At 67.6% G+C, this 24590-nt stretch carries 29 protein-coding genes and 1 pseudogene; 10 read left to right on the forward strand and 20 right to left on the reverse strand.

Translation table 11 applies throughout. The features are described from left to right. Nucleotides 1-75: 75 nt before the first annotated feature. From ABD340_RS13625 to ABD340_RS13640, 4 genes are all read right to left on the reverse strand, one after another. Nucleotides 76-990: an NHL repeat-containing protein gene (locus tag ABD340_RS13625; RefSeq protein ID WP_344589266.1), complete on the reverse strand. Its 915-nt coding sequence runs from the start codon at nt 988-990 to the stop codon at nt 76-78. 107 nt (nt 991-1097) lie between these two features. Beyond that, a complete protein-coding gene (locus tag ABD340_RS13630; protein ID WP_344589267.1) occupies nt 1098-2519 on the reverse strand; it encodes an aldehyde dehydrogenase family protein in 1422 nt (473 codons plus the stop codon). After that, nucleotides 2513-3649, reverse strand: a complete 1137-nt coding sequence (locus tag ABD340_RS13635; protein ID WP_344589268.1) for a mandelate racemase/muconate lactonizing enzyme family protein — start codon at nt 3647-3649, stop codon at nt 2513-2515. The genes ABD340_RS13630 and ABD340_RS13635 overlap by 7 nt, the downstream gene beginning before the upstream one ends. A gap of 73 nt (nt 3650-3722) precedes the next feature. Beyond that, a complete protein-coding gene (locus tag ABD340_RS13640) occupies nt 3723-4487 on the reverse strand; it encodes a DeoR/GlpR family DNA-binding transcription regulator (RefSeq protein ID WP_344589269.1) in 765 nt (254 codons plus the stop codon). Between the two features lie 166 nt (nt 4488-4653). Between ABD340_RS13640 and ABD340_RS13645 the strand changes: the two genes are divergently transcribed. The 5 genes from ABD340_RS13645 to ABD340_RS13665 are packed head-to-tail and all read left to right on the forward strand — an operon-like array spanning nt 4654 to nt 9581. After that, nucleotides 4654-5607 carry a carbohydrate kinase family protein gene (locus tag ABD340_RS13645; protein ID WP_344589270.1) on the forward strand — a complete coding sequence of 318 codons (954 nt, stop codon included), beginning with the start codon at nt 4654-4656 and terminating at the stop codon, nt 5605-5607. A 32-nt stretch (nt 5608-5639) separates the two neighbouring features. Continuing rightward, nucleotides 5640-6542 carry a hypothetical protein gene (locus ABD340_RS13650; protein ID WP_344589271.1) on the forward strand — a complete coding sequence of 301 codons (903 nt, stop codon included), beginning with the start codon at nt 5640-5642 and terminating at the stop codon, nt 6540-6542. 2 nt (nt 6543-6544) lie between these two features. After that, nucleotides 6545-7270, forward strand: a complete 726-nt coding sequence (locus tag ABD340_RS13655; protein ID WP_344589272.1) for a TSUP family transporter — start codon at nt 6545-6547, stop codon at nt 7268-7270. Next, complete coding sequence (locus tag ABD340_RS13660) at nt 7267-8247, forward strand: zinc-dependent alcohol dehydrogenase (RefSeq protein WP_344589274.1); 981 nt, start codon at nt 7267-7269, stop codon at nt 8245-8247. Before ABD340_RS13655 ends, ABD340_RS13660 begins: the two co-directional genes overlap by 4 nt. Before the next feature lie 14 nt (nt 8248-8261). Then, nucleotides 8262-9581: an MFS transporter gene (locus ABD340_RS13665; RefSeq protein ID WP_344589275.1), complete on the forward strand. Its 1320-nt coding sequence runs from the start codon at nt 8262-8264 to the stop codon at nt 9579-9581. Between the two features lie 119 nt (nt 9582-9700). Here ABD340_RS13665 and ABD340_RS13670 read toward each other — a convergent pair whose 3' ends face one another. After that, nucleotides 9701-9919 carry a hypothetical protein gene (locus ABD340_RS13670; RefSeq protein ID WP_344589276.1) on the reverse strand — a complete coding sequence of 73 codons (219 nt, stop codon included), beginning with the start codon at nt 9917-9919 and terminating at the stop codon, nt 9701-9703. Between the two features lie 40 nt (nt 9920-9959). On the opposite strand from ABD340_RS13670, the gene ABD340_RS13675 reads away from it, so the two are divergent. Next, nucleotides 9960-10748 carry an SAM-dependent methyltransferase gene (locus ABD340_RS13675; RefSeq protein ID WP_344589277.1) on the forward strand — a complete coding sequence of 263 codons (789 nt, stop codon included), beginning with the start codon at nt 9960-9962 and terminating at the stop codon, nt 10746-10748. A 37-nt stretch (nt 10749-10785) separates the two neighbouring features. Here ABD340_RS13675 and ABD340_RS13680 read toward each other — a convergent pair. The 8 genes and pseudogenes from ABD340_RS13680 to ABD340_RS13715 form a co-directional block, all read right to left on the reverse strand. Next, a pseudogene (locus ABD340_RS13680) lies at nt 10786-10938 on the reverse strand (GntR family transcriptional regulator); the annotation flags it as partial. Next, on the reverse strand, nt 10935-11123 hold the full coding sequence (locus ABD340_RS13685) for a DUF2637 domain-containing protein (RefSeq protein ID WP_344589279.1): 189 nt from the start codon (nt 11121-11123) through the stop codon (nt 10935-10937). The pseudogene ABD340_RS13680 and the gene ABD340_RS13685, both read right to left, overlap by 4 nt. A gap of 197 nt (nt 11124-11320) precedes the next feature. Then, nucleotides 11321-12466 (reverse strand): site-specific integrase, encoded by a 1146-nt coding sequence (locus ABD340_RS13690; protein WP_344589281.1) that lies wholly within the window; start codon nt 12464-12466, stop codon nt 11321-11323. A 113-nt stretch (nt 12467-12579) separates the two neighbouring features. Next, the gene (locus ABD340_RS13695; protein WP_344589282.1) at nt 12580-12759 is read right to left on the reverse strand and encodes a helix-turn-helix domain-containing protein; all 180 of its coding nucleotides are present in this window, start codon (nt 12757-12759) and stop codon (nt 12580-12582) included. A gap of 152 nt (nt 12760-12911) precedes the next feature. Continuing rightward, nucleotides 12912-14648, reverse strand: coding sequence for an FtsK/SpoIIIE domain-containing protein (locus ABD340_RS13700; RefSeq protein WP_344589283.1), 1737 nt, complete (start codon nt 14646-14648; stop codon nt 12912-12914). 59 nt (nt 14649-14707) lie between these two features. After that, complete coding sequence (locus ABD340_RS13705; protein WP_344589284.1) at nt 14708-15052, reverse strand: hypothetical protein; 345 nt, start codon at nt 15050-15052, stop codon at nt 14708-14710. A 29-nt stretch (nt 15053-15081) separates the two neighbouring features. Continuing rightward, entirely contained in the window at nt 15082-15270 is a 189-nt protein-coding gene (locus ABD340_RS13710; protein ID WP_344589285.1) for a hypothetical protein, read from the reverse strand. 159 nt (nt 15271-15429) lie between these two features. Next, on the reverse strand, nt 15430-15639 hold the full coding sequence (locus tag ABD340_RS13715; RefSeq protein ID WP_344589286.1) for a hypothetical protein: 210 nt from the start codon (nt 15637-15639) through the stop codon (nt 15430-15432). 179 nt (nt 15640-15818) lie between these two features. Between ABD340_RS13715 and ABD340_RS13720 the strand changes: the two genes are divergently transcribed. From ABD340_RS13720 to ABD340_RS13730, 3 genes are all read left to right on the forward strand, one after another. Then, nucleotides 15819-16562 (forward strand): helix-turn-helix domain-containing protein, encoded by a 744-nt coding sequence (locus tag ABD340_RS13720; protein ID WP_344589287.1) that lies wholly within the window; start codon nt 15819-15821, stop codon nt 16560-16562. Between the two features lie 3 nt (nt 16563-16565). Further along, complete coding sequence (locus tag ABD340_RS13725; RefSeq protein WP_344589288.1) at nt 16566-17042, forward strand: NUDIX domain-containing protein; 477 nt, start codon at nt 16566-16568, stop codon at nt 17040-17042. A 318-nt stretch (nt 17043-17360) separates the two neighbouring features. Then, on the forward strand, nt 17361-17975 hold the full coding sequence (locus ABD340_RS13730) for an SMI1/KNR4 family protein (protein WP_344589289.1): 615 nt from the start codon (nt 17361-17363) through the stop codon (nt 17973-17975). A 607-nt stretch (nt 17976-18582) separates the two neighbouring features. Here the strand turns inward: ABD340_RS13730 and ABD340_RS13735 are convergent. The 5 genes from ABD340_RS13735 to ABD340_RS13755 all read right to left on the reverse strand — a co-directional run bounded on the left by ABD340_RS13735 (nt 18583) and on the right by ABD340_RS13755 (nt 22877). Beyond that, nucleotides 18583-19320, reverse strand: a complete 738-nt coding sequence (locus ABD340_RS13735; protein WP_344589290.1) for a hypothetical protein — start codon at nt 19318-19320, stop codon at nt 18583-18585. A gap of 404 nt (nt 19321-19724) precedes the next feature. After that, a complete protein-coding gene (locus ABD340_RS13740) occupies nt 19725-20291 on the reverse strand; it encodes a hypothetical protein (protein WP_344589291.1) in 567 nt (188 codons plus the stop codon). An 838-nt stretch (nt 20292-21129) separates the two neighbouring features. After that, entirely contained in the window at nt 21130-21726 is a 597-nt protein-coding gene (locus ABD340_RS13745) for an HD domain-containing protein (RefSeq protein ID WP_344589292.1), read from the reverse strand. 49 nt (nt 21727-21775) lie between these two features. Then, nucleotides 21776-22231, reverse strand: a complete 456-nt coding sequence (locus tag ABD340_RS13750; protein WP_344589294.1) for a GntR family transcriptional regulator — start codon at nt 22229-22231, stop codon at nt 21776-21778. 382 nt (nt 22232-22613) lie between these two features. Further along, the gene (locus ABD340_RS13755; RefSeq protein WP_344589295.1) at nt 22614-22877 is read right to left on the reverse strand and encodes a hypothetical protein; all 264 of its coding nucleotides are present in this window, start codon (nt 22875-22877) and stop codon (nt 22614-22616) included. Nucleotides 22878-23025: 148 nt separating this feature from the next. Here ABD340_RS13755 and ABD340_RS13760 point away from each other — a divergent pair, with 148 nt between their 5' ends. Continuing rightward, on the forward strand, nt 23026-23757 hold the full coding sequence (locus ABD340_RS13760; RefSeq protein ID WP_344589296.1) for a helix-turn-helix domain-containing protein: 732 nt from the start codon (nt 23026-23028) through the stop codon (nt 23755-23757). A gap of 55 nt (nt 23758-23812) precedes the next feature. Here the strand turns inward: ABD340_RS13760 and ABD340_RS13765 are convergent, their stop codons facing one another. Next, complete coding sequence (locus ABD340_RS13765) at nt 23813-24274, reverse strand: DUF2637 domain-containing protein (protein ID WP_344589298.1); 462 nt, start codon at nt 24272-24274, stop codon at nt 23813-23815. After that, nucleotides 24267-24488, reverse strand: coding sequence for a hypothetical protein (locus ABD340_RS13770; protein WP_344589299.1), 222 nt, complete (start codon nt 24486-24488; stop codon nt 24267-24269). Before ABD340_RS13770 ends, ABD340_RS13765 begins: the two co-directional genes overlap by 8 nt. Between the last annotated feature and the right edge of the window lie 102 nt (nt 24489-24590).

A 24590-nucleotide genomic window follows, 5' to 3' on the forward strand; every position in this document is an offset into this window, starting at 1 on the left:
CCGGCCCCCCTCCCGGGGTCCCCGACGAACCCCGGGCCAGCATGCACGAGAGGGGGTTAAGCCCTGATAAGCCCGCTAGGGCTTGACGGCCACCACGTCGTAGGGGGTCTCGGGGGTCGGTGTCGTCGTGAAGCGGGCGTTCGGGAGGTAGAGGCGGTTCTTGTAGGGGGCGACCGTTGCCGGGACGTCGAACTTGGAGTCGCTGATGCGTTTCACGACGCGGGCCTTGGAGCCGTCCCGCGCGACCTTCAGCACTGCCACCGCGTTCAGCCGGTTCTGGACGACGTAGAGAGTGTCGCCGTTCAGCAGCATCCCGTCGCCGTTCGGTAGCGACTCGCCGCCCAGGTCCACGGCCTTGGTGTCACCGCTCCTGGGATCGACCTTGAACAGCTTCCCGGTGTTGGACTGGACGATCAGCAGCGACCTGCGGTCGGGGGCCTGCACGATCCCGTTGGCGTTGACGCCCGTCCCGTAGGCGATCTCGCCCTTCAGCGGCAGCGTCCGGGCCTTGCCGCGGACGCCGCGCGGCAGCCGGTACAGCACCGGGTTGGTCGAGTCCGTCGCCCAGGCCGCGTCCCTGGTCAGCACCACGTCGTTGACGAACGCCGGGACGGTGCTCAGCGCGTACCGCTTCAGCACCTTCCCGCTGCGCTGGTCGATCACCCGGGCGTCGCCGCCGCTGCCGCCCGCGACGTACAGCAGCCCGTCGCCGGTCTTGAGCCCGAGCGAGGGCGTCCCGGGGCCGGGGCTGAACACCCCGCCCTTGCCTGTGCGCAGGTCGGCCCGGTAGATCCGCCCGTCCACCCGCGACCCGAGGTAGGCCACCGGGCCCGGGCCGATCGCGATGCCTTCGGGCTGGAAACCGTCCGGCAGCGCGATCCTGTCGGGGAACGGGGAGCCGTGGTGCGTGCCCGCCTGCGCGGTGCCGGCGGGGACCAGCAGGCCCATCGTCAACGCCGCCGAGGCGGCCAGAACCCATCGTGATCTCATGATCCCAAGATTGCGCGTTTCCGGCCTCCGGGACAGACCCATCATGATCTAGAAATGGCGGGATCAGGCCACCGGATTCGCGCCCGGCTTTCGGTTCCCTTTATGTCTCAGGCGGGTTCGGAGATCGTCTGGTAGGTGGTGAACTCCAGCAGGCCCGGCATGCCGCCCTCCCGGCCCTGGCCGCTGTCGCCGAAGCCGCCGAACGGGACGCGCGGGTTGTTGGGCGCGCCGTTGTTGACGCCGACGATCCCGATGCGGAGCCGGCCGGCCAGGGCGCGGGCCCGCTCCGGCATGTCGCACACGTAGCCGCCCAGGCCGTAGCCCCAGCCGTTGATCTCCTGGACGAGGGCGTCCGCGTCGGTGAAGGGGCGGACGGCGGCCACCGGTCCGAAGATCTCGTCCGACCAGAGCGGGTCGTCCGCCAGGCACTCGACCACGGCGGGACGGACGTAGCAGCCTTCCGCCGGGGGCCTCGGACCGTTCCACATACGGGCGCCCCGAGCCTCGGCGGCGGCTGTCAGGCCCGCCAGCCGGTCGCGCTCGGCGGCGCTGATGACCGGCCCGAGGTCGGTCGAGCCGTCGCGCGGGTCCCCGACTCTGAGCCCCGCGACCCGCTCGGTGAACCGCTCCAGGAACGTGTCGTAGTGGCTCCGGTGGACGAAGACGTTGTTGGCGGCGATGCAGGAGGCGCCGTTGTTGCGGAACTTGGCGACCATCAGCGCCTCGACGGCCTCGTCCACGTCGGCTCCGGCGCCGACCACGAACGGTCCCCGCCCGCCGAGTTCCAGGACAGCGGGCAGGAAGCGCTCGGCGCACTGGCCGGCGACGATGCGGCCGACCCGGGTGGAGCCGGTGAAACTGACCGCGGCCACGTGCGGATCACCGGTCAGGGCGGCGGTGAGGCCGATCGGGTCGCCGGTCACCATGGTGAGCGTGCCCGGGGGGAGATGGCGCTGGCAGATCTCGACCATGCGCGCGGCCGACAGCGGGGTCAGCTCGCTGGGCTTGAGGACGGCCGTGCACCCGGCGGCCAGCGCGGCGGCCACCTTGCGGGCCGGGATCGACAGCGGGAAGTTCCACGGGGTGATCGCCGCGACCACGCCGAGCGGGACGCGCCGTACCCGGAAGGCGCGTCCCGGGGCGGTCGGCGCCTCCTCCGCACCGGCCTCGGCGGCGAGCGCGGCCTCGGCGAACCACTCGAAGAAGCCCGCGGAGAAGCCCACCTCGGCGTGCGATTCCTCGAGCCGCTTGCCGGTCTCCCGCGTGGTCAGCGCCGCCAGCTCGGCGGCGGCCTCGCGCAGCCCGGCGGCGATCGCGCGGAGCGCCGCGGCGCGTTCGGCGGCGGTGCGGGCGGCCCAACCGGGGAACGCCGCGCCGGCCGCGGCCGCGGCACGGGCGGCGGCGTCGGCGCCGACTCCGGCCACCTCGCCGACGGCGGTCCCGTCGGCGGGGTCGAAGATCATCAGCGGAAACGCGCCGGACACCGGTTCGGGCAGCAGCGCTCCGGGGCGGGGGGCGGTGGTCAGCACGTGATCTCCTCGGTGTGTGCGTAGCGGTCGAGCGCCGTCCGGTCGTAGCCGAGGCCGAGCCCGGGTCCGTCGGGGACTCTGAGAAGGCCTCCGTCCAGGAGGACGGGCGCGGCGGCAATCTTCGTGCGGAGCGGGTTCTCCCTCAGGTCGAGTTCCACCCAGCCGGGCCGCTCGGCGGCGGCGACCAGGTGGACGGACGCGGCCAGCGTCGGCGCGCCCCCGTAGCAGTGCGGGCTCAGCCGGGCCGTGCCGGGCATCCGGCCGACCGCGTCGCTCAGGCTGATCCCGGCGGTCTTGGACGGGTCGGGCTGGATGTGGGCGAATGCGGGCGAGGCGACCCGTTCCTCGTACGCCGCGGCGCCGTAGACGTTCTCGCCGCCCGCCAGGTCCAGGTTCCCGGTGTCCCCGGCGAGTGCCGTCAGCTCGTCGAGCCGGTCCCCGTCGAGGGGCTCCTCGAACCACGAGACGCCGTGGTCGGCGAGCAGCCCGCACATGCGCCGCGCGGTTCCGGGATCCCATGCCTGGTTGGCGTCGGCGAAGATCTCCAGGTCCTGCCCGGACGCGGCGGCGCGCACGTCCCGGAGGGTCGCCAGGTCGGTCTCCTCGCCGAACCCGACCTTGATTTTCACGGCGCGAAGCCCCAGCTCGAGGGCGTGTTCGGTGAGCTCGGCGACGCGGGTCGGCCCGACCCCGCTCCCGTAGGCGGGCACGCCCTCCACGGCGACCGGCCCGCCCGCGAGCAGCTCGGCGACCGGGCGGCCCCGGGCCTGCCCCAGCAGATCCCAGCAGGCCATGTCGATCCCGCTGAGCGCCTGCCACACCGGCCCCGGGGCGCCCCACTGGCGCGCCACCCCGCCCAGCCGCGACGCCAGGCCGGTCATCAGTTTCGCGGGGTCGGACGCGTCGGCGCCGAGCACCAGCGGCCTCAGCCCGTCCAGTGTCGCCAAGCGCTCGCGCCAGCCCCACTCGGGGTAGTTGACCCAGCTCTCCCCGGTTCCGGACAGGCCGCCCGACCGCAGGGTGACCAGCACCGATCGCCGGGCGGTGAGTGCCGAGAACGACATCGGGACCCGTTCGCTCAGCGGTGCGCTCAGCACCCGTACCGAGACCTCGTCGATGGTGAGGGTCATGCCGCCTCCTTGTGGGGGGCCGACCCCCCACACCCCCCGGCAAAACCGGCGATCATGCCCTCGCTCCGCTCGGTCATGCCGCCCCCGCCAGATGCAGCCGGACGCCGTGCTCGTCCAGGGCCGCCCGCACCTCCGGTGGCGGCTCGGCGTCGGTGACGACGGCGTGCAACCGGTGCAGCGGCGCCAGCAGGACGGGGGCGGAGCTGTGGAACTTGCCGCCGTCGACGAGCAGCACGATGTGGTCCGCGATGTCCATCAGCGCCTGCTTGGTGGGGCGTTCGAGGTCGTAGACGCCGTAGCAGCCCCGGTCGTCGGCTGCAGCGGCGCCCAGGAAGCACCAGCGCACGCGCAGCCGCGCCGCCGCCTCGACCGTGGCCGGGCCGACGAACGCCCTGCTGGGCGCGTAGAGATCGCCGCCGAGCCCGACGCAGCGCGCGCCGGGCACGTTCAGCAGCGCCTGCATGACCGGCACCGAGTGCGTGACGACGCTGCCTGTGAACGTCTCGGGCAGCGCGTTGACCAGCGCGTGCGCCGTCGTCCCGGCGTCCACCGCGATGGTGTCGGTGGGCGCGACCAGCCCGGCGGCGGCGGCGCCGATGCGGTCCTTGGAACCGGGGTTGGCGCGCTCCCGGGCGCTGAACTCCTGGTCGGGCGGGAGGCTGACACCGCCGTGCACGACCCGGACCGCGCCCAGCTCGTCCAGCCGGCGCACGTCCCGGCGGACGGTCATGTCGGACACCGCCAGTTCCTCGGCGAGGTCGGCGATGGAGCAGAAACCGGCGGCCCGGACCCGCTCGACGATCGCCTGGCGTCGGGCCGGCGCCCCTTCGTATCGCAACGGTGCTGAGGCCACTGCATCCCTTCCCGAGACGATGGATGTTCGAAATCTACCATCCGTGTTGGTGGGATGGCATAACGAACGACGCGACCATTGACGTTCCGCACACTGCTAGTTAACATCCTCGCAATTCATGTTGGAAAACAAACAAAGCGGAGGTCGGGGAGTGGAAGCGGACGGGACGTCCAGCGCCGGCGCGGTGTTCGTCGGCGTGGCCACCTGGGACACGGTGGCGCAGCTGCCCGGATTCCCGGCCCCCGACGGGCGCATCCTCGCCGAGGAGATCGTCGAGTCGGGCGGCGGCCCGGCGGCCACCGCGTCGGTCGCCTTCGCCCGCCTGGCCGCGGCGCACGGCCCGCGCCCCGCGCTGGTCGCGGCGGTCGGCGACGACCACCGCGCGGCGCTGATCCGCGAGGGCCTGGCGGCGGAGCACGTCGACACCTCCCACCTCGGCACCGTCGCGGGGGAGACCTCCGGAAGCTGCGTCGTCCTGGTCGACCGACCGGGCGGCTCGCGCGCGATCTGCGTCAAGCCCGGCCCCCGCCTGCGGATCGACCCCGGTTCCGCGGCGGCGCGCGCCGTGCTGTCGGCCCGCGTCCTGCTCGTCGACCACCTGGGCCTGCCCGCCGTGGCACCCCTGCTGGACGGCCTCCCGGCGGCCGCGCCCCGCCCGCTGGTCTGCTACGACGCGGGCAACCTCGCCGTCCAGCGCTGCCCCGGCGGGGTCGACGTGTTCGTCCCGACGCTGGCGGCGCTGCGCGAGGCCTACGGCGACCGGCCGGTCGTGGAACTGATGCGCGCGGCCCGGGCCGACGGCGCCAGGCACGTCGTCGCCACCGACGGGCCGAACGGCGCGTACGCCGCCGGCCACGAGGGCGTCCACCGTGTCGAGGGGCACCACGGCGTCGAGATCCGCAGCACGCTCGGCGCCGGCGACGTCTTCCACGGCGCCCTTGTCGCCGCCCTCGCCCGCGACCTTCCGCTCCCCGCGGCCCTCGCGTACGCCAACGCGGCCGCCGCGCTGTCCTGCCGGGGCCTCGACGGGCGCGGCGGGATCCCCGGCGACACCGAGACCCGGGCGCTGGCCGCCCACCGCCCGGCCCTCCCCTTCGCCCGCTGACCAGCGGGTTCTGACCGATTTCAAGGAGAAGTGTGACCACGCCATCCAGCACCGCGCCCGACCTGTCCGCCCTCACCCGGCCCTCGGGCGCGTTCGCGATGCTCGCCGTCGACCAGCGCGAGGCGCTGCGCGCGATGTTCGCCGGGCACCAGGACGGCCCGGTGACCGACGAGCAGATCACCGCGTTCAAGATCGACGCGGTGCGCGAGCTCACCCCGCACGCCTCCGCCGTCCTGCTGGAGCGCCAGTTCGCGCTGGACGCGGTGCTGGCCGCCGGGGTGATCGACCCCGGCTGCTCGCTGATCGCCGCCGCCGACCACTTCACCGCCGACGAGCGGGAGTTCGTGGCCGAGGTCCGGATCGATACCGAGGTGGAACCGGCCCGGATCGCGGCCGTGGGCGGCAAGGCCATGAAGCTGCTGGTCCTGTGGCGCCCGGACGAGGACCCGGCCGGCCGGATCGCCATGGTCGAGGAGTTCGTCGGGCGCTGCCGCTCGGCCGGCCTGATCAGCATCATCGAGCCGCTGTCGCGCGGATCGCGCGACGGCACCCCCCGCACCGCCGCGGAATGGGACGCCGGCGTGCTGGCCGCCGCGCGCGAGCTGGGCGGGCTGGGCGCCGACGTCTACAAGGCCGAGGTCCCGCTGCACGGCGAGGGCGACGAGGCCGGCGTGCGGCGCGGCTGCGCGGCCCTGAACGAGGCCATCGGCAGCCCCTGGGTGGTGCTGTCCAGCGGCGTCCCGCACGAGCTGTTCCCCCGCGCGGTCCGGCTGGCCTGCGAGGAGGGCGCCGCCGGCTTCCTGGCCGGTCGCGCGGTCTGGCGGACGGTCGTCGGCGCGTCCGACATCACCGGTGCGCTGCGCCGCGACGCCGTGCCGCGGCTGCGCGAACTGTGCGAGATCGTCGATACGGCGATCGCGGGTCGCCGGTCGTGACCATGACCGCGGCGACGCTCCTGCCGGTCTCGCTGGGCGTGCTCGTGGGAGCGGGCACCCAGCGCGTCACCGGCGTGGGCTTCGCGCTGGTCGCGGGGCCGCTCCTGGTCCTGCTGCTCGGCCCGGTCGAGGGAGTGCGGCTGGTCAACCTGCTGTCCCTGCTGTCCAGCATGGTGGTGCTGCCGACGGTGTGGCGCGAGGTGGAGTTCCGCCGGGTGGCCCGGCTGGCCGTCCCGGCGCTGCTCGTCCTGCCCGCCGGCGCGTGGATCGCTCGGAACGTTCCAGGCGCTCCGCTGATGATCGCCGAAGGCGTGCTCGTCCTGACCGCCCTCTACGGCCTGCACCGCTTCAACGCCCCCAGGGCACTCCAGGGCCGGGCCGGGGAGACGGGCGCGGGCGCCGCCTCCGGCCTCATGAACGTCACCGCCGGGATCGGCGGCCCCGCGATCACCCTCTACGCCGCCGCCACCCGCTGGGAGCACAAGTCCTTCGTGGCCTCGATGCAGCTCTACACCGTCCTGGTCAACGCGGGCTCGATCGCCGCGAAGGGATGGCCCCAGCTGCCGTACCGGACGCTCGCCATCGCCGCCGCCTGCGCGCTGGCCGGCGTGGCGCTCGGCCACAAGCTCGAGCACCGCGTCAGCCGTGAACGGGCCCGGCGGGCCGTCCTCGCCATCGCCGCCCTCGGCGGCGTCACCGCGATCCTCAAGGGAGTGATCACCGTATGACCCAGATCGTCCTGGGCGCCGACGGCGCGGTCCATCTGGAACCCCTGAAACCGCCCCCCGACCCCGGCCCGCACGACGTCCTGCTGGCCCCGGTGCACATCGGGATCTGCGGCAGCGACGTGCACGTCCTGCGCAAGGTCCACCCCTTCATCACACCCCCCGTGATCACGGGCCATGAGTGCGTCGCCCGCGTCCTGAGCACCGGCGACGCGGTCACCTCCTGCGCCCCAGGCGACCTGGTCGTGGTCAACCCACTGCACTCATGCGGGAAATGCCCCGCCTGCCTGCGCGGCGCCACCAACCTCTGCTCCAGCGCCAAGGTCCTGGGCTTCGGGCTCCCCGGCCTCGCCCGTGACCGGGTGACCGTGGCCGGCCGCTTCTGCCACCGCGTCCCGGCGGGCGTCCCGTCCCGCCTGGCGGCCCTGACCGAACCCCTGGCGGTGGGCCGGCACGCGGTGAGCCGCGCACCCGCCGAGCCCGGACGGATCCTCATCATCGGCGGTGGACCGGTCGGCCTGGCCGTGCTCCTGGCGGCCCGCGGCGCCGGTCCCATCACCCTCGTGGAACCCGTCCAGGCCAAGCGCGACCTGGCGGCCGCCCTGGGCGCGGACCGGGTGCTGTCCCCGGACGAGACACCCCCCGACGCGGACACCACGTTCGACTGCGTGGCCGCAGCCCCCACCCTCGCCACGGCCGCCCGCTCCACGACCCCGGGCGGGACCATCGTGGTAGTGGGCGTCCCGCACGACGCGACCGAGGTCGCGCTGCCCCGCCTCCAGCGCTGGGAGATCGACGTCCGCGGCACCGGCCTGTACCGGGGCGAGGACATCGACGCCGTCCTGGCCGGCCCGCCCGCCGACGCCGAACGGCTGATCACCGCCGAGTTCCCGTCCGGACGCGCCGCCGACGCGTTCGCCGCGACCACCGACCCCGACCAGATCAAGGTGCTGATCGGCTGGCCCGACCCAGCCGCCTGACTCAGGAGAACCCCATGTCCCACCAGCCACCCCCTGCCGGCGCGCCCCAGATGCGCAAGGTCGCCCTCGGCAGCTTCTCCGGGGCACTCATGGAGTGGTACGACTTCTTCGTCTTCGGTACCGCCGCCGCGCTCGTCCTGGGCAAGCTCTTCTTCCCCGGCGGCAACCCGACCCTGGCCACCATCAGCGCCTTCGCCACCTACGGCGTCGGCTTCCTGGCCCGCCCGCTCGGCGGCATCGTCTTCGGCCACTTCGGCGACCGGGTCGGGCGCAAGAAGACGCTGATCGCCACGCTGAGCATCGTCGGCTCCTGCACGTTCGCGATCGGTCTGCTCCCCACCTACGCGCAGGCCGGCGTCTGGGCCCCGATCATGCTCGTGGTCCTCCGCCTGTTCCAGGGCTTCGGCCTGGGCGGCGAGTACGGCGGCGCCGCGCTCATGACCGTCGAACACGCCCCGCCCGGCCGCCGGGGCTTCTGGGGCTCCATCCCCCAGGCGGCGGCCTCGGCCGGAATCCTGCTGGCCACAGGCATCTTCGCGCTGGTCAGCCGGCTTCCCGACGACCAGCTCTACAGCTGGGGCTGGCGGATCCCGTTCCTGATCAGCGCGCTCCTCCTCGTGATCGGCCTGTTCATCCGCTCCAAGGTCGCGGAGACGCCGGAGTTCGAGCGGCTCAAGCGCGAGCAGAGCGTGGCCGCCCGCCCCCTCATCGACGTCTTCCGCGAACCCCGGACGGTCGCGATGACCTTCGGCGCCCGAATCGGCGAGGCCGTCTCCTCCAACATCGGCAACGCCTTCGCGATCTCCTACGTCTCGACCCAGCTCGCGGTGGCCAAATCCGTCCCCCTGAACGGCATGCTCGTCGCCTCCGGCCTCGGCATCCTCGCGACACCCCTGTTCGGCGCCCTGACCGACCGCTACGGACGCCGCCCCATCTACCTGGCCGGCGCCGCCTTCATCGTCGTGACCGCGTACCCGTTCTTCATGATGCTGAACTCCAAGTCCGAACCCCTGATCTGGCTCGCCCTGATCGCCATGTACATCTTCGGCCCCACGCTCATGTTCGCCGGGCAGGCCACCTACTTCACCGAACTCTTCGGCAGCAACGTCCGCTACACCGGTCTCTCGCTCGCCTACCAGGGCTCGGCCGTGGTAGGCGGCCTCACCCCGCTGATCGCCGCCGCGCTCCTGGCCTCCGCCGGTGACTCGCCCTGGCTGGTGGCGGGCTTCGTGGTGGTCGCCGGCCTCATCACCTTCTGGTGCGTCCTACGCAGCCCAGAAACCCACCCGACCCTCCGCAAAACGGCCCGAGAGGCGGTCCCGATCAAGGCCTGAACCCTCCACGAGGCGGGCCGACCGATTCACCGGCCGGCCCGCTTCGACGCGCCGAGCCGGTGCTGTGGATCTTGAGCCGTGCGGAGAAGAGTGGCCGCACCGATGACGCATCTGTGTCCTCATCTGGTGAGGCGGGCGAAGCCGTCGAGCAGTGTCCGCGCTGCGGGCGAGCAGGTTCGCCCCTGTTCCGGGCTGCTGGGCAGAAGGCCTGCCATAGGCGGCGGCTCGTGCACCACAGCGCTCAGCAGCCGGTCACCGTGCCTGGCCAGGACCTCCAGCGCGATGATCGCGCCGCCGGCCGGCCGGTGGGTAAGGGCGGCGGTCGGTACGTAGTCCAATTTGTCCCCCTGCGGGGCGTCGATCGGGCATGCTCATAAGGTGGAGAGAAACGAGGAGTACGCACCGCCCGGGATCGATGTGGGTACTCCCAGCCCTGCCCGCATCTACGACGTCTTCCTCGGTGGCAAGGACAACTTCGCGGTCGACCGCGAAGCGGCGAAGGTGGCGACGGACGCGGGTCCGGACGTGCCGCGGGCGGCGCGGGAGAACCGGGCCTTTCTCGGACGGGCCGTGCGGTTCGCCGTGGAGTCAGGGATCACCCAGTTCATCGATCTCGGGACCGGGCTGCCCACACAGGGCAACGTGCACGAGGCCGCGCAGGCGCTCGTCCCCGACGCGCGGGTGGTCTATGTCGACAATGACCCGATCGTGCTGGTGCATGCGCGGGCCCTGCTGCCTCCCTCCGACACAACGGTCGTCATCCAGGCCGATGCCCGGAAGCCGGCGGAGATCCTCGGCAACCCGCGAGTTCGCGCGCTCATCGACTTCGACCGGCCGGTGGCCGTTCTCATGCTGGCGATCCTGCACTTCGCCGAGGACGAAGAGGCACGGAACACCATCGCGGCCTTCCGCGACGCCATCGTCCCAGGCAGCCTGCTGGCCGTGTCGCACAGCACCGTCGAGGGGCATCCGGAGAGCGGCGGCGAGGTCGTGAAAGCCTGGAGGAACGCGACCGTGCAGATTCACAGCCGAACCCGAGACGAGGTCACGGCCCTGTTCGAGGGATTCGACCTCCTGGAGCCCGGGGTGGTGTGGGTGCCGGAGTGGCGGCCCGACCAGCCAGGCGAGGGCACCCGGTGGATGTACGCGGGAGTCGCCCGCCGCTAGAGAGCTCAATTGTCAGGGTTGCTGCCCGGACTCTGATCAAGGCTTCCTCTTGCAGAGTGGACAGAGCCCGCCGCGCGGTGTTGCGAGTTACGCCGAACTCGGCGCACAGGGCGACCTCGGCCGGTAGCCGTGAGCGTGACGCGTCGGTGATCTGGGTGTATGCGCCCCATGCCGTGCGGCGGGCTGTCACTTGATCATCATCGACGCTGCCCAGATGAGGCCGTCCACCGTGAAGTGGACGAGGCGCGCCGTAGTGTCCGTCTCGCCGTGGGAGTGGACGAGTTCGTAGGCGTGGTGGTACGAGATGATCGCGGCCACGCCGGCTACCCCGAGGACGGCGAGAGCCGTTGTGAACCGGGTGAGGCGGTCAACCACGCGCCACCTCCCTTCGCCACTCCATGACGCACGGGTCGTCCTCGCCGTGGGTGATAACGCGTTCGGCGAGCATCAGGGCTGTGATCGCCGCGTTGCGGTCGAGGGGGCGGGGCTAATGCGGGTACAGCCGGTAATCATGCTGCGTGCCTGCTCAGCGCGTTGGACGAGTTCAGGGGAGCCAATTCGGGAGCCATTTCCTAGGCTGACTTGCTCTTCTTGTCCTTGAAGATGGAGTTCATCTTCTGGGCGCCCGTGGTGATCACGGGCCGCAGTTCATGCCGGTAGACGGCCTGCGTGGTGTGCGTGCTGGTGTGTCCCACCAGGTCACTGATCTTTTCCAGGGCAACGCCCTGGTCACTCATGATGGATACGAACGTGTGCCGAAGTTCGCGCGGCACCCAGGTGGAGCCGAGACCGGCCGCCGCCGTGACCTTCTGGAACCGCCGAAGTACGTCGCCGTCCGTGTAGGGCGTCCCGTCCTCCTTGCAGAAGACGAGGTTGTTGCCCTGCCACGCGTCCCCCGCCTGAAGCTTCTCGGCGGCTTGCCGCTTGCGAAGTGCCGTGAGCGCGCCCACGGCCATGTCAGCCATGGCGATACCTCGGCGGCTCTTCTTGGTCTTCGTGTCTCCTCCGTCCCTGTCAGAGCGGAGGACGTACACGACTTTCTTCTTGAGATCCACATTGGCCCAGGTGAGCGCCCGGAGTTCCTCCGTGCGCAGACCCGAGACGATCGCCAGGATGACGTACGCGCCGAGTCGATGCTGTGGATCCTGCGCAGTGCCGAGAAGCTTGGTCGCTTGCTTCAACGACAGGGACCGTGACCTCCGAGTAGGCCGTTGCCCCTGCGGGGTGTCCACCAGGCCGGCCACATTGCGCCCGACCTTGCCGCGCCGCTCTGCGAGCCGTATGGACCGCCGGAGCAGACCATGAAGGATCTTGAGCGTCTGTGTGGCCATGTTCTCGGCGCACGCGTCAAGCCACGTCTCAACGGTGTCAGCCGTCAGGTTCGTGAGCTTGACCTTGCCGATCTTGGCAACGATGTGGTTCTTGGTGAGGCCACGGTAGGTGTCCATGGTCTTCTCGCTCTTGCCCTGCTTCGCGAGATGGACGAGGAGGGCGTACACGGCCTTCTCGACCGTGTAGTTCCGCTCTTCCTTGATGCCCTTCTCAAGCTCACCCACCGCCTTGATGAGCTTGTCCTTGACCTGCGTCTTGTTCTTGCCCTTCCTCTTGAGCCGGTTACGCTTGCCGTCCGGGCCCGTCCCGAGTTCGAGGGCGCCGGTATATCCGTTGCCCTCCTCGTAGATCGTCCCCTCGTACTTGCCGACCAGGATCTTTGCCAACGGATCCCTCCTCGCATTGGTCGATGTCACCACCGACCATAACTCAAGACGTCCCTAGACGTCCCTAGTGTAAGGAGGTCCGTTCGCGCCATGCGCCGGACCCCCCCACCACATCAGCGGGCGGCGTCTTCCAGGGAGGTGACGAACTCGGCGATGTGCCGGTCAGTGATGCGGCGCAGCTTGCCGATCTTGATGCTGCGGAGTTGGCCGGTGCGGATCAGGAAGTAGACCTTGTCTCGGCCGATGTTGAGGATCTCGGCCACTTGTTCGACGGTGTACGCCTGCGTGGTCACCACCTCCTCTCGCCCGGGGAACCCAGGGCGTTCACGGTGCGGGTAGGCGATCATCTCCTTGACTACGGTGGGTGTTCGTCTCCGTCTCGTCTCACGCTTGTCTCTGCGCCCCTTACGTGCAGACGCGCGCGTGAGACGAGACGTTGAGACGATTACGGGTTGTGATCGGACGCCTTGTAGCGACCGCGCCCCACCTGGACGGCGCGGCCACGCTTCACGAGATCGTTGAGCCGCCGGTAGAGGGTCGGCCGGCTCATCTCCGTGATCATCAGAAGGTGAGCGATCGGGAGTCCCTCGTCCGGCGCGCCGTCCAGAGCCTCTCTCAGAACGCTCTCGGCCCGTTCCTCACGGGAGGGCTCGACCCGCGCGGACGGTTCCGAAACCGTGGCCACGGGCCTCGTACGGGCCTCGTCCAGCGCCAGCCGAGAGACCTCGTCCAGAGCTGGACGCACGGCGGCATGGCGATGAGCCGTCTCGCTCACAACCTCGTCGGTGAGCAGGTACGCGCGCCCGCGACGAGGCGTGTCATGCTCCGGCGCGGAGAGAAGGAACTTACCGGGCGCGTTGAGCGTGTGGGCGTGCCATCCCGCGGCGAGCATCCCTTGCCCAAGGATGAGATCGACGTCCTTACGTTCCCGGACGCGGAAGCTCACGCGAACGTCCATCTGCGACCGGACGGCACCCTTCCCCATGGCCTTCTGCGTCGGTCGCTGAGTTGCCGCAACGAGAGTCACGGCAACGGCCCGTCCGCGCCGAGCGATCGAGTCCGTGTCACCAGTCGCATCGGGCGCATCCTCGGCGAGTTCGGCGTACTCGTCAACGACGATCACCAGCGCGGGAAACTCCGGGGTCGGCTCCCATACGCGCCGTCCCCGCGCCGTGAGCCACTCGGCCCGAGCCTCCAGAACCGTCACGGCATCCCGCAACAGCGCGCGGGCTTGCTCGGGCGTCGTCGCGAGACGATCTATGCACGATGCCCACGGCTGAAGCTCCATGCCCCGCTTGAGATCGATGGCCCAGATGACCACGTCTCGGCACGCGCTGAGGTTCCCCATCAGGACGTTGATGCCTCCGCTCTTGCCCGAGCCGGCCACGCCCCCGATGAGCCCGTGGCGACGCAGTAGCAGAACACGCGCGCCGGTAGCGTCCTCGAACGGCCCCAGGTCGATCGGCTCGGCGATAGACGAGACGGACGATCCAGGCCACGGGAGCGCATCGGCATGTGGGTCGGTGTTGAGTACCCGCAGTTCGAACCGATTGGCCTTGCTGTCCCGAGTTGGGAAGACGCGGACAGCTCCTCGGAACGTGCCGAGTGCCGATTCGATCGCGGGGACCTTCGCGATCACGTCCTCGATCGTCTGCCCACGGGCCAGCGCGAACCGAGCGCGCCATCCCCACACGTCCGCCACGGCGGACTGTGCGCGGGAGCCAGCAAGCCCAATGGATTGCGCGATCTCGGGCCACGCGGCTATCTGTCGGTCCACACGAACCTTGGCGCGGCGTCGCCGATGCACCCACCAGGGCACGGCAAGCACAAACCCACCACAGACGAGGATCTGAGGGAGCGGCCGGAATGTGATGCCCAAGGCGGTCACGGCGGCGAGCCAACCCCCGCCGCTTACAGCGACAGTCGCACCGTACAGACGCTCACTGCGCAGAGCGAGCCCGAACCGGTCCCCGAACATCGCGAGCATCCACGCGGCCACCGTGGCGACGCCGAGAAGGTACGGCCACCATCCCGGATTCGTGGTGTGCAGGACGGTGCCGCCGAGAGCCAGCGTGACCGCGACGTAGAACGGGGCGAGTTCCGACCGGTACCGCCACAGCATGCGCCCCAAGACGATCCCGGCAAGCTCGGGGAGCTGCTCATCGCCGTTGATGACGACCATCGGCTGAAGTCCGTTGCGGCGCATCTTGCGGGCGTGCCGCCGCATCTGACGTGTACGACTCATGCGCGCCCCCAGGAATCCGGGGGTAGGTGCCCCTGAGCCCGCAGCTCATCGCGTAGGTAGTAGAGCGCGTCAGGCTCGGCGTCGTGATGGGCGTGGAGGGTGGCGCGGCCGGCGGCCACCAGGTTCGCGTGATCACGCCGCACCTTGGCCAACGTGGCGAGAAGCCGCCTGATCTCCGAGGTGAGCTTGGGAGAATCGGCAAGCGCGGTGTTGATGCGGAACCACAAATCCGAGGTGCTGGGCATCGCGTCGGACAAGGCGGACACGATCTCGCGTGCGGCGAGGTTTCGGGTACGGACCTCCTGTATGTCGATCTTGACGTACTCAGGGACATCGGGCACTAGGGCATCCCTCCCTTCGGTCGGGAACGTCAGTGCTGGCTGAGGAGCTGGACGAGAGAGGTCACCAGCCGTCGGATTTCCGGCGCGGCACTGGTGGCCGCGAGGAAGAACCCGAACAGCAGGCACACCGCGATGTGCCAGGCGCGCAGACCCATGTAGCGCCATGCCAACCACACGACGGCGCCGAGGATCACCACCAGGGGAACGGAGACGGTCACGGGTGCCTCCTCAGAGCCAAAGGTCCGGAAACCGGGAGCCGCGCCCCCGCCGAAGCCATCGGGCGCGGGCGCGGCACTTGCGGCACTTCCGGTTCCCTGGCTCGATCCGCGCGCCGCACGCGCATGAGTAGCCGGTGATGGTGCGAGGCATCCGCATGGTCACCGTCCCGCCGTGAGGCGAGTCGGAAGGTCATCGCACGTCTGCGTGGTGAGGAACCGCCGGGAAGCGGTGCCGGCCCGCGAGGAAGCGGCACGGCCACGGGTGACGCGACGCTCTTCGGCGTGGATGCCGATCACCAGCATGGCGAAGATCCCGCAGACGGAACCGGCAAGGAAGATGGCGATGAGCGAGGCCAGGACGAGGATCATGTGTGATCACTCCTCTCGTAAGGCCCGTGTCCGGCGGGGGCGGCTCGGGCGGTCGGTGTGCTTACGAGAAAGAGAGTGCGCCTGACCCGGGGGACGAGATCACTACATGGCTGGACGTGTTCACGACGTCCTCATAGGGTTGACCGCGTCCTAGGACGTCCCGGGAGCCGGACGGGTGCATGCCGAACGAACGCCTACGCGCAACGCTGCTCGAACAGGGCTTGACGATCGCAGCTCTCGCCGAGTCAATCGGCGTTGACCAGAAGACCGTAGAACGGTGGATCACCAAGGATCGCACCCCCTACCGGCGGCACCGCTACGCAGTGGCTTCACGCTTGAGCGTCGATGAGAACTTCCTCTGGCCCGACGCACTCACCACGGAACAAGTCACCTCCGTGTCCGGAAGCGAACTCGTCACCATCTACCCGCACCGTTCATCCGTGCCAAGGGACGCATGGGGACGTCTGTTCTCAACAGCCGAGGAAGAGATCGGAGTCCTGGTCTATGCGGGACTCTTCCTCTCCGAAGACGCCAGCATTCAACGCACCTTCGCCGAGAAGGCCCGCGCCGGAGTACGCGTGCGCATCCTCTTGGGCGACCCGGACAGCCCCCAGGTAGCCGAACGAGGCACGGACGAGGGCGTAGACGATGCTATGTCGGCGAAGATCCGCAACGCCCTCGTCCTCTACAAGAATCTCCGCAGGCAGGACGGCGTAGAGTTCCGCTTTCACCGGACGGTCCTCTACAACTCGATCTACCGAGCAGACGATCAGCTCCTCATCAACACGCACGTCTACGGCGTGACAGCCCCTCACGCGCCCGTGTGGCACCTGCGCCGCATAGCCGGCGGCGAGCTGGTCAACATCTACCTCGAAAGCTTCGAGCGCGTCTGGGAAGGCGCCACACCGATACCGGGGGACTGACTCATGGGCCGCAGGATCGACTACTACGACGACCCCAACGCTCCCAAGGCCAACAGCCTCGTCCCCTCCGTCAATGTCGTAGTCGAGAACGATAAGGGCGAGATCCTCATGATCCGCCGCACCGACAACGACAACTGGGCCCTACCCGGCGGTGCGATCGACCTAGGCGAGTCCGTCTCTCAAGCCGCAGTCCGCGAGACCAAAGAAGAGACCGGCATAGACGTAGAAATCACCGGCCTTGTAGGCATCTACAGCGACCCCAAACACGTAATCCATTACACCAGCGACGACGAAGTCCGCCAAGAGTTTTCCATCCTGCTCACAGCCCGTCCCACAGGTGGTGCCCCCACAACCAGTGACGAGTCACGTGAGGTCTGCTGGATACCCGCGGACCAGGCAACAGAGCGACAGATGGACCGCTCAATGCGTCTCCGTATCGGTCACTACCTGGAGAACCGGCAACAGCCGATCATCACCTGAACGGCTGTGATCGGCCGACCCTAGCACCTACCGGTCACAGCTCGCGCCCCCTTGACCCCCAGGACGGTGGGGGGGAGTGGTTCTCGCAGCTCAGAGCACGACTCGAACGTGTGTTCGGAGTTCGCTGATCAGGTGCCCGTTCGGCCACGGGTATGGCGTGTGGTCCCCGCCTGGTCCCCAGGTTTGGAAGTAGAGGCGCACTTCTCTGGCGTCACCGTGGTGTCCATTGACCTGAGCAGCCACGGATCTCTGGCCGTAACGCTCTGGAAGTCCCGTGAGTCGGAACATCTGTCGGTGGCTGCTGCCATCCTTCGATGCATGAGCGTCACTTCCCCCGTCGAAGAGTCTTGGGCGCGTTTCGAGGCGTGGCTGATCAACCATGCCCCGGTGACTCACGCCACCTTGAGGGCGCCGGCCGAGTCGAAGCACATCGCGGCCGCCGAGGAACGGATCGGCATGGCTTTCCCGTCCGATCTGGTGACTCTGTTATCCCTGCATGACGGGACCTGTGCCTGCGCGCCGGGGAGTGGTTCGTTCTGGGAGGGTGGTGGCGGACCCTGCCTTCTGCCCGGCGGGCACGCGCTGCTCTCGGTGGACGGCATCGTGCACACCCATCAGATGCTCACCGGTATCCACGGTGCGAACGACGATGGCGACGAGGATCCGGACGCAGACGCCGAGTTCGTCTTCTGGCATCCGCTGTGGGTCCCCTTCGCGGAACGCATTACCGGTGACAACTTGTTCGTCGACCGACGTCCCACCCGGGGGGCGGTCGGAGAGTTCTGGCATGACGACGTGAACATCCCCGAGCTATGGCCTTCACTCGCCGCGATGATCGCCGATATCGCCGACGCAGTCGAGCGGGCGCGCGATATCCGGTACTACCGTCCTCAGGTCAGAGCCGGGGTGCTCCACTGGGAGATCGTCTCCTGACCCGTGCTTGAGACAGCAGGAAGGGCTCGAACATAGACTCAGAGGTGCGGGGGCTGATCGCCGCTCACGTGGTTACCCGGCGTCTGTTGACACTCACGGGTCACTGATCCGGGGCGAGGCGGCCTGTAGGCCGGGTTCTTCGCGGGCACCATTAGCTACCTGTGGATTCTTACCGACATGTCCTCTCACCAGGCGTGCTGACCCTCGACGCTTCTCGTTGTTTCGTACATGATCTCAAGCCCATGTGCCCTCGATGTGCCCGTTCCGACGACGCATCCCTGAGCGCTCGGCATAACGACCGACCCGCCTGAGCTGGTGGGCAGGATGGCCCAGTCATTGGCGACTGATCCAACGTCAAGAAATCGTTGACACCAGAGTGCCCGAATGGCTCTACCAAGTGGAGCATCTGCCCTCGCCGGTGACCTCTTCGGTGTGAAGCATCCTGATCAACTTCTGGACGTTGCCTGATTCCGGTTCCGACCTGGCCAGATAGTCCACCATCGTCCGTGATCGTCCGATGCTAGATCCTACCCGTCGTCATCCACTTGGTTACTCGAAGGCGAGACGATCAAGATGGCCCGGCCTGCAGGCCGGATACTTTCCACAATTACAATCCAGAAAGGACTGAATTAATCTTGCGGATATCTGTTTTGATACTATCGAGAAAGTTGGGCAATTCCTTCACTGTGACAATGTGCATTAGTACAGATTCCCCGTCAACGAGATGCCTGATGAGCAACCCGTGTTCTATGCGTTCTATCACTAGATCTTCACTACCCTGCGGCAGATAGCATTGAAATAGAGGGGCATCAACTACGGTTACGGGAATGAATGCCGTACTTCCGGTAGCCAAATCTTCATCTTCGAGTCGAGCGCTCCCAATGGCCGCATTTGTTACGCCATACACCGCGTGGAAGGCGGCATCCTGGTTGCCCGAGTATGCTTTTACGAGATTGAAGCCAAGACGCTCAGGAGGCTTTAGTAGTTCAATACTTTTCCTAATTATTCTGGTGAAACCTCGGCGCAACATCTTCCTTGCTTCGATAGTAGCAGGAACGGCGCGAAGGAGGCTCTGCGGGTCCGTGTATGTTTGATCGGTAGAAAATAGGATCCATGGCTTGTCACCGGAATGCTTACACTCGAATACAAGGTGAACCGAGAGTGGCTCATCATCAAAATATCCCATAATATCGATCTCACGCTCCTTGTCGGTGTTTGGATCTATGTAGCTGCGCCAATGACTCCATCCGGTCGCGACTGTCCGAAGAATTTCTGCCACTTGGAGTTCTAGAGGGTAGCCTTGCTCCTGAAGCCATTTACGTATTCTATCCTCGAATTCACTCACACAAATCTCCTTCCAACGGTGTGGTTTCGTTTGAGCAGCACGAAAATACCGAAAGTGTTCCATGGGGCGCAAGCAGTGGTGCTGAATTGACTAGCTGGACGGTTCCGGACTTGCGTGGGGGCGGGGCCTCGTAGCCTGGATCGGCGGACGGGCCGCACCTGCCTGCCCGCATCGGCCCGTCGTGAGGCCCCGCGCGGGGTCCCCGCGCAAGTCGGGAACCGGCCAGCGGCACGTGCGCAACCAGCTCGGCCCCGTGCGGCCTGGTGCCGCTCATCGAGCGGCCCGGTACGTTCTGCTCTTCGCGCCTGCCGACCGGCGTTGGCCTGGACCCGTAGCCGGCGCATCAGCAGAGGCGGAGGTCCAGGCGCCGAGTCGGCGGCGCGTGCGGTTTCACTGCGTCATTCTTATTGTTGTCGAGATCTCGCGAGGATGTCATTGATGACAGAGTCAGGCGTTGTCGAAAATGTAGGCTTAACTTCAACATGCCACACGAAAATCTCCTTTATTCCAGATATGTAGGTTCGATCTTCAAAGGTGATGTTCTTGAATGGCTTGGTCTCACGTGAGAGTTCAATCACGTTACCTGCATCGGTGTCGACTAGCTGCATATATTCTTTGGCTGAGGTGGCGCTAGGCATCTCCACCCATGAGATAGCGACAAGTATCAGATCTCGGTGGATGTCGCCGATTTGAATGTATGCCCGTGCCATGCGCTTACATGGATGCGATTGAAAATAATCACGTATTTTCCCTTCGGAATGTCTTGTGCAGTCAGTATCAAAATCCATTGACAACTCTGTTTCAAGCTGACCTGCTTTCAATGCAGCGTCGGCTCGTCTAAATCCCGCCCGAGCTTCTCTCGACAGTTTATCCTCGATTGACTGGGAATGGGTTGGTTTGCTCGCTTTTGACCCTAGAATACCGATGCCCGTTATGCTCGCCACCGCGACAACGGCCGCGATAGCGATCACAATCCCGCTTCCAGTCGGCCTTGGGGCACCGGACTGGCCACCGGGGTTTCTCCTCCAGTGTCCTCTTACCCGCCGTCCTTCGCGGAAATGCGGTCGCACCCAATGCGACATCCGTTGCTCCTGGATGTGTCACGAGCGATAGTGCCATGGATGATTTGCTTGAAGGATTTTCCAGCTACTTAACATGTCTCGTGATGAATTTGCTACTGTCCTGGGCGTGTGAACACTGTGGTTTGTCCACAAGCGGCTATCTGCTCGCGGAGCCACCCGTCCACTGCTATTCGCGCGTCGCGCGGGAGCATGGGGCCAAGCGGTGGTGAGGTTGGAGCCTCATACCAAGAGCCGTTGTAGCCGTCGAGCTGGATGGTTCCGGACTTATGGGGGCGAGGCCTTGTAGCTTGGTGTGGCAGGCAGACAGCACCTAACTGTCTGCATCGGTTTGTCGCGAGGTCCCATGGGGGTTTCCTCGCAGGTCGGGGACCGGCTGGCGGTAGGGACGTGATCAGTCCGGCCCCGTGGCGGCCTAGTGCCGCTCGTCGAGCAGCCCGGCATGTTCTGCATGGTGATCCCGCACTGACCTCAAACCGGGCGCCGACGCCTGGCCAGCCGAGTTCCGGCCGCCGGCCTGTAGGCCGGGTTCTTCGCAGGCACTCACTGCCACTGCACGGGCTCCTGCCACCTCCCCTTGACCCGGGCTCTCTAGTCATCAACGTTTCTCGCCGTTTAACACGTGATCGCGAGCCCGTGTGCCCTGGATGTGCGCCCTGGGGACGTCCTCCTGAGTGCTTAGTACGTCGGCCGATCTACCCGCACTGGGTCGGGGTGGACCAGTTGCCGCCTACCGGCCCGGCGTCAAGAGATCATTTACGTCAAGATGGCCCAAGTTGCGCGCAATCAATGCATCTTGCACGCGATACACGGCTTCGATCAGGTGCGGAGATGAGGTATTGATCGATCGGGTCACGAGGTGGCCGTCTCCGTACCGAGAAATGATCTCTGATAGCCGTTCCTCAACGGACAGTTCGTCACCGTCCGGGCTGGTGGTCATGTCGCAGTAGGCCAGTGACTTGGCCAGTTTTGGCTCGTCTGTTCTGAACTCTCTCGTTAGCTCATTTGCAAGGCCGCGTTCGCGAGCTTCTATTAGGGCGCAGGAGTGGTGTGCGACCAAGCGGCACAGGTGGTCGTCGGCTTGGTGGACGTCTCGGAGGTAGCGGGCGCCATCTAGGGGGTGGAAGCCGGTGGCGACTAGGTCGGGGGCGTAACCGATGTCGTGGAGCCAGGCGGCGGCCTCTAGGAGGTCGGCGTTGTCGTCGAGGATTGGGGCGAGCGTGCGGGCCTGGCGGGCTACGCCTTGGGTGTGTGCCCAGCGACGGGGGAGCGGCTCTTCTAGGTTCTTGCGAGCGAGTTCACGGGCCCAAGCGGCTGAGTTCTTCATGGGTGCGACGCTACGGGGACGCTGGTGGACATCCACGGGCGCTTGTGGCTCATCTGGGGACGTCTTGGCGGACATAGCGTCCTTTGCCGTGGACGCAGGTCACCAGGCCAGCGGCTTCTAGCGACTTGAGCGCGTGGCGGGCTGTGAAGCGGGAAACCCCGTAGCGCTCGCAGATGCGCGCCTCGCTTGGTAGGCGGTCGCCGGCTGTGAGGGTGCGGTTCTCGATCTGGTGTCGCAGGTCTGCGGCGATGCGTGCGTACTGGGGGTGTGTCTCGGGCGGGGCGTGAACGAAGCGACCTATGCCGGTGTGGACTTTGATCAAGCCTTCTTCTTGCAGGGTGGACAGAGCCCGCCGCACGGTGTTGCGCGTGACGCTGAACTCGGCGCACAGAGCGACCTCGGCCGGTAGCTGTGAGCCTGGCGCGTAGGTGCCTTCGGTGATGCGTTGGCGTAGCGCATCGGTGATCTGGGCGTACGCCCCCCATGCCGTGCGGCGGGCTGTCACTTGGTGCCGTCCCCGAGTGCGGCTGATACCCACGGGGTGAGCAGGACGCTCAGTCTCTGGGCGGCGAGCGGGACGTTGGTGCATTGCGCGAGCCATACACCGTAGCTGGCTCGGTACCACCAAGCTCCGTTCTCCTGGAGGACGCTCACGCTCTCGCCGATGCACGGGACTGCTTCCGAGTACACGCGCAAGAGGATCGGGGGCTGTTGGGCGTAACGGAGCTCGGCCGTCCAGCCGTAGCGGCGCATGGCTCGGGCAAGCCGGTCGAGGTAGCGGTGTGCTCGCCACGGCCCCGAGCACTCGGGCAGAAAGGGCGCGGTCGGTGCATCCGGGGGGATGGGTGCCGACCGCGCCCCGGTGGGCGGACGGCGTTCCGGCGTCATTACCGGTGCTCCGTGCGCTTGGCCTTCGCCCGTTCGGCTTCGGCCATGAGAGCCTCGCGCAGTTTGGTGGGATCCGATTGGATCACCGTGGGGTCGACTCCGGCCGTGGGGTCATGCAAGCTGGCGACCCAGTCCCCGAGTCGTCCGTCGCGGCGCAACGAACGCCAGATGCGGTGACCGGTGAAGTCCCTGCGGAGATCGGCGAGTGCCTGATCGGCCGCTGTCTCGGGGAGGGCGGCCTTACTGGGCCGGTAGATGGACATGATGGGCTCCTCAGCGGGTGTTCCTGGTGGGCTTTCGCCGTGTGCCTTGAGCCTCGCGTCCGGGTTGGGACCTCTCCATCGGCATCTAGGGACGTCTTGGGACGTCTTCTGTTAGCGTCGTTCGTACCTTGTCCCTCCGGGAGGTCCGGTGAACGACTTGTTGCGGCGTGCGCTCGCCGATGCTCAGCTCACCGAAGCCGGTATCGCGTCACGATTGGGCGTGGATCCCAAGACCGTCCGGCGGTGGGTCGCCGGGCGGGTGCCGTACCGGCGTCATCGGGCAAGCGTTGCTGAGTTGCTGGGGGTGGATGAGGCGGACTTGTGGCCGCACGCCGTTGAGGCCGGTGAGTGGGCTGAGAGGCCGGTGGTCGAGATCCTCGCGACTTACCCACATCGGTGGGCCGTTCCTCGTCCTGTGTGGCAACGCCTGTTCGAGGGTGCGCGGGAGGAAATCGGCGTCCTGGCCTACGCGGGTCTCTTCCTGGCTGAGGACATGGGCATCCTGCGCGCTTTCGCTGAGAGAGCACGTGGGGGCGCCCGTGTGCGGATCCTGCTCGGTGACCCGGACGGGACGTGCGTCGCAGAGCGCGGGAGTGACGAGGGGGTGGGCGAGTCGATGGCGGCGAAGATCCGCAATGCTCTCGTCCACTACCGGGCGCTGTGTGGGGTGGACGGTGTCGAGATCCGGCTCCATGACACGGTGCTCTACAACTCGATCTACCGGGCTGATGGCGATCTTCTGATCAACCCGCACGCTTACGGCATAGCCGCGTCCCATGCGCCGGTGCTGCACCTGCGCCGAGCCGAAGACGGAGACATGGCCAGTACGTATCTGGAGAGCTTTGAGCGGGTGTGGTCCAGTGCGGCACCGCTCGGGTAGCGGGCAAGAGAAAGCCCCAGACACGGCCCGGTGGGCGTGTCTGGGGCTTCCTGGTTCATGCCGGTGCGGGTTGCTCCACTTCGGTGTGTGGTGGCTCGGGCTGCTCCGTTCTGGTGTGCTCCTCGTCCGGGACGCGTGCTGCGTTGCGGGTGAGGGTCATCAGGAGTTCGAATGAGCCGACCAGGGCGAGTGCTGGCCACGCGCTGACTATGGCGCCTATGTGGCCATAGGACGTGCCGTGCGCCACGTTGGCGCCGACTGTGGCCACGATGCCCACGGAGAGGCTCCACTTGGCCAACGCTGGCGCGGGTTGCTTGCGGCGGCTTGCGTCCAGAATCACCATGGACGCTGCCCAGATGAGGCCGTCCACGGTGAACGGGACGAGACGGGCTGTCGTGCCCGTCTCGCCGTGGGACCGGACGAGTTCGTACGCGTGGCGGTACGAGATGATCGCGGCCACACCGGCGACCGCGACGACGGCGAGAGCCGTCGTGATGCGGGTGAGGCGGTCAACCACCGGCCAGCTCCTCGCGAAGGTCGATGACACACGGGTCGTCCTTGCCATGGGTGATGGTGAGTTCGGCGAGTGTCAGGGCCGTGATTGCGCCGTTGCGGTCCAGGGGCGTCGGCCATGTGGTGACTTGCCAACCGGTGGGGGTGCGGGTGGCGGTGGCGATGGTCTTGCCGTCCAGGACGACGGCCATCGTGGTTTCGGTGATCTTGAGGGACATGTGATCGCCTCCTCTCTGGCCGGGGAGCCACGGGAGCCAGAAACGGGAGCCAACTTGGCTCGATCTGATTCGACTCGCCGCGACTGCCCCGGACGTTTTGGC

Origin of the sequence: Actinomadura vinacea (assembly GCF_039532545.1) — a bacterium.
Lineage (GTDB): Bacteria > Actinomycetota > Actinomycetes > Streptosporangiales > Streptosporangiaceae > Spirillospora > Spirillospora vinacea.

What these genes read in the sequence shown, in the direction of transcription:
- ABD340_RS13665 (WP_344589275.1), top strand. Translation starts at nt 8,262, where the DNA reads ATGTCCCACCAGCCACCCCCTGCCGGCGCGCCCCAGATGCGCAAGGTC.
- ABD340_RS13725 (WP_344589288.1), top strand. Translation starts at nt 16,566, where the DNA reads ATGGGCCGCAGGATCGACTACTACGACGACCCCAACGCTCCCAAGGCC.
- ABD340_RS13720 (WP_344589287.1), top strand. Translation starts at nt 15,819, where the DNA reads ATGCCGAACGAACGCCTACGCGCAACGCTGCTCGAACAGGGCTTGACG.
- ABD340_RS13635 (WP_344589268.1), bottom strand. Translation starts at nt 3,649, where the DNA reads ATGACCCTCACCATCGACGAGGTCTCGGTACGGGTGCTGAGCGCACCG.
- ABD340_RS13755 (WP_344589295.1), bottom strand. Translation starts at nt 22,877, where the DNA reads ATGTCCATCTACCGGCCCAGTAAGGCCGCCCTCCCCGAGACAGCGGCC.
- ABD340_RS13625 (WP_344589266.1), bottom strand. Translation starts at nt 990, where the DNA reads ATGAGATCACGATGGGTTCTGGCCGCCTCGGCGGCGTTGACGATGGGC.
- ABD340_RS13730 (WP_344589289.1), top strand. Translation starts at nt 17,361, where the DNA reads ATGAGCGTCACTTCCCCCGTCGAAGAGTCTTGGGCGCGTTTCGAGGCG.
- ABD340_RS13745 (WP_344589292.1), bottom strand. Translation starts at nt 21,726, where the DNA reads ATGAAGAACTCAGCCGCTTGGGCCCGTGAACTCGCTCGCAAGAACCTA.
- ABD340_RS13715 (WP_344589286.1), bottom strand. Translation starts at nt 15,639, where the DNA reads ATGATCCTCGTCCTGGCCTCGCTCATCGCCATCTTCCTTGCCGGTTCC.
- ABD340_RS13700 (WP_344589283.1), bottom strand. Translation starts at nt 14,648, where the DNA reads ATGGTCGTCATCAACGGCGATGAGCAGCTCCCCGAGCTTGCCGGGATC.
- ABD340_RS13655 (WP_344589272.1), top strand. Translation starts at nt 6,545, where the DNA reads ATGACCGCGGCGACGCTCCTGCCGGTCTCGCTGGGCGTGCTCGTGGGA.
- ABD340_RS13770 (WP_344589299.1), bottom strand. Translation starts at nt 24,488, where the DNA reads ATGTCCCTCAAGATCACCGAAACCACGATGGCCGTCGTCCTGGACGGC.
- ABD340_RS13660 (WP_344589274.1), top strand. Translation starts at nt 7,267, where the DNA reads ATGACCCAGATCGTCCTGGGCGCCGACGGCGCGGTCCATCTGGAACCC.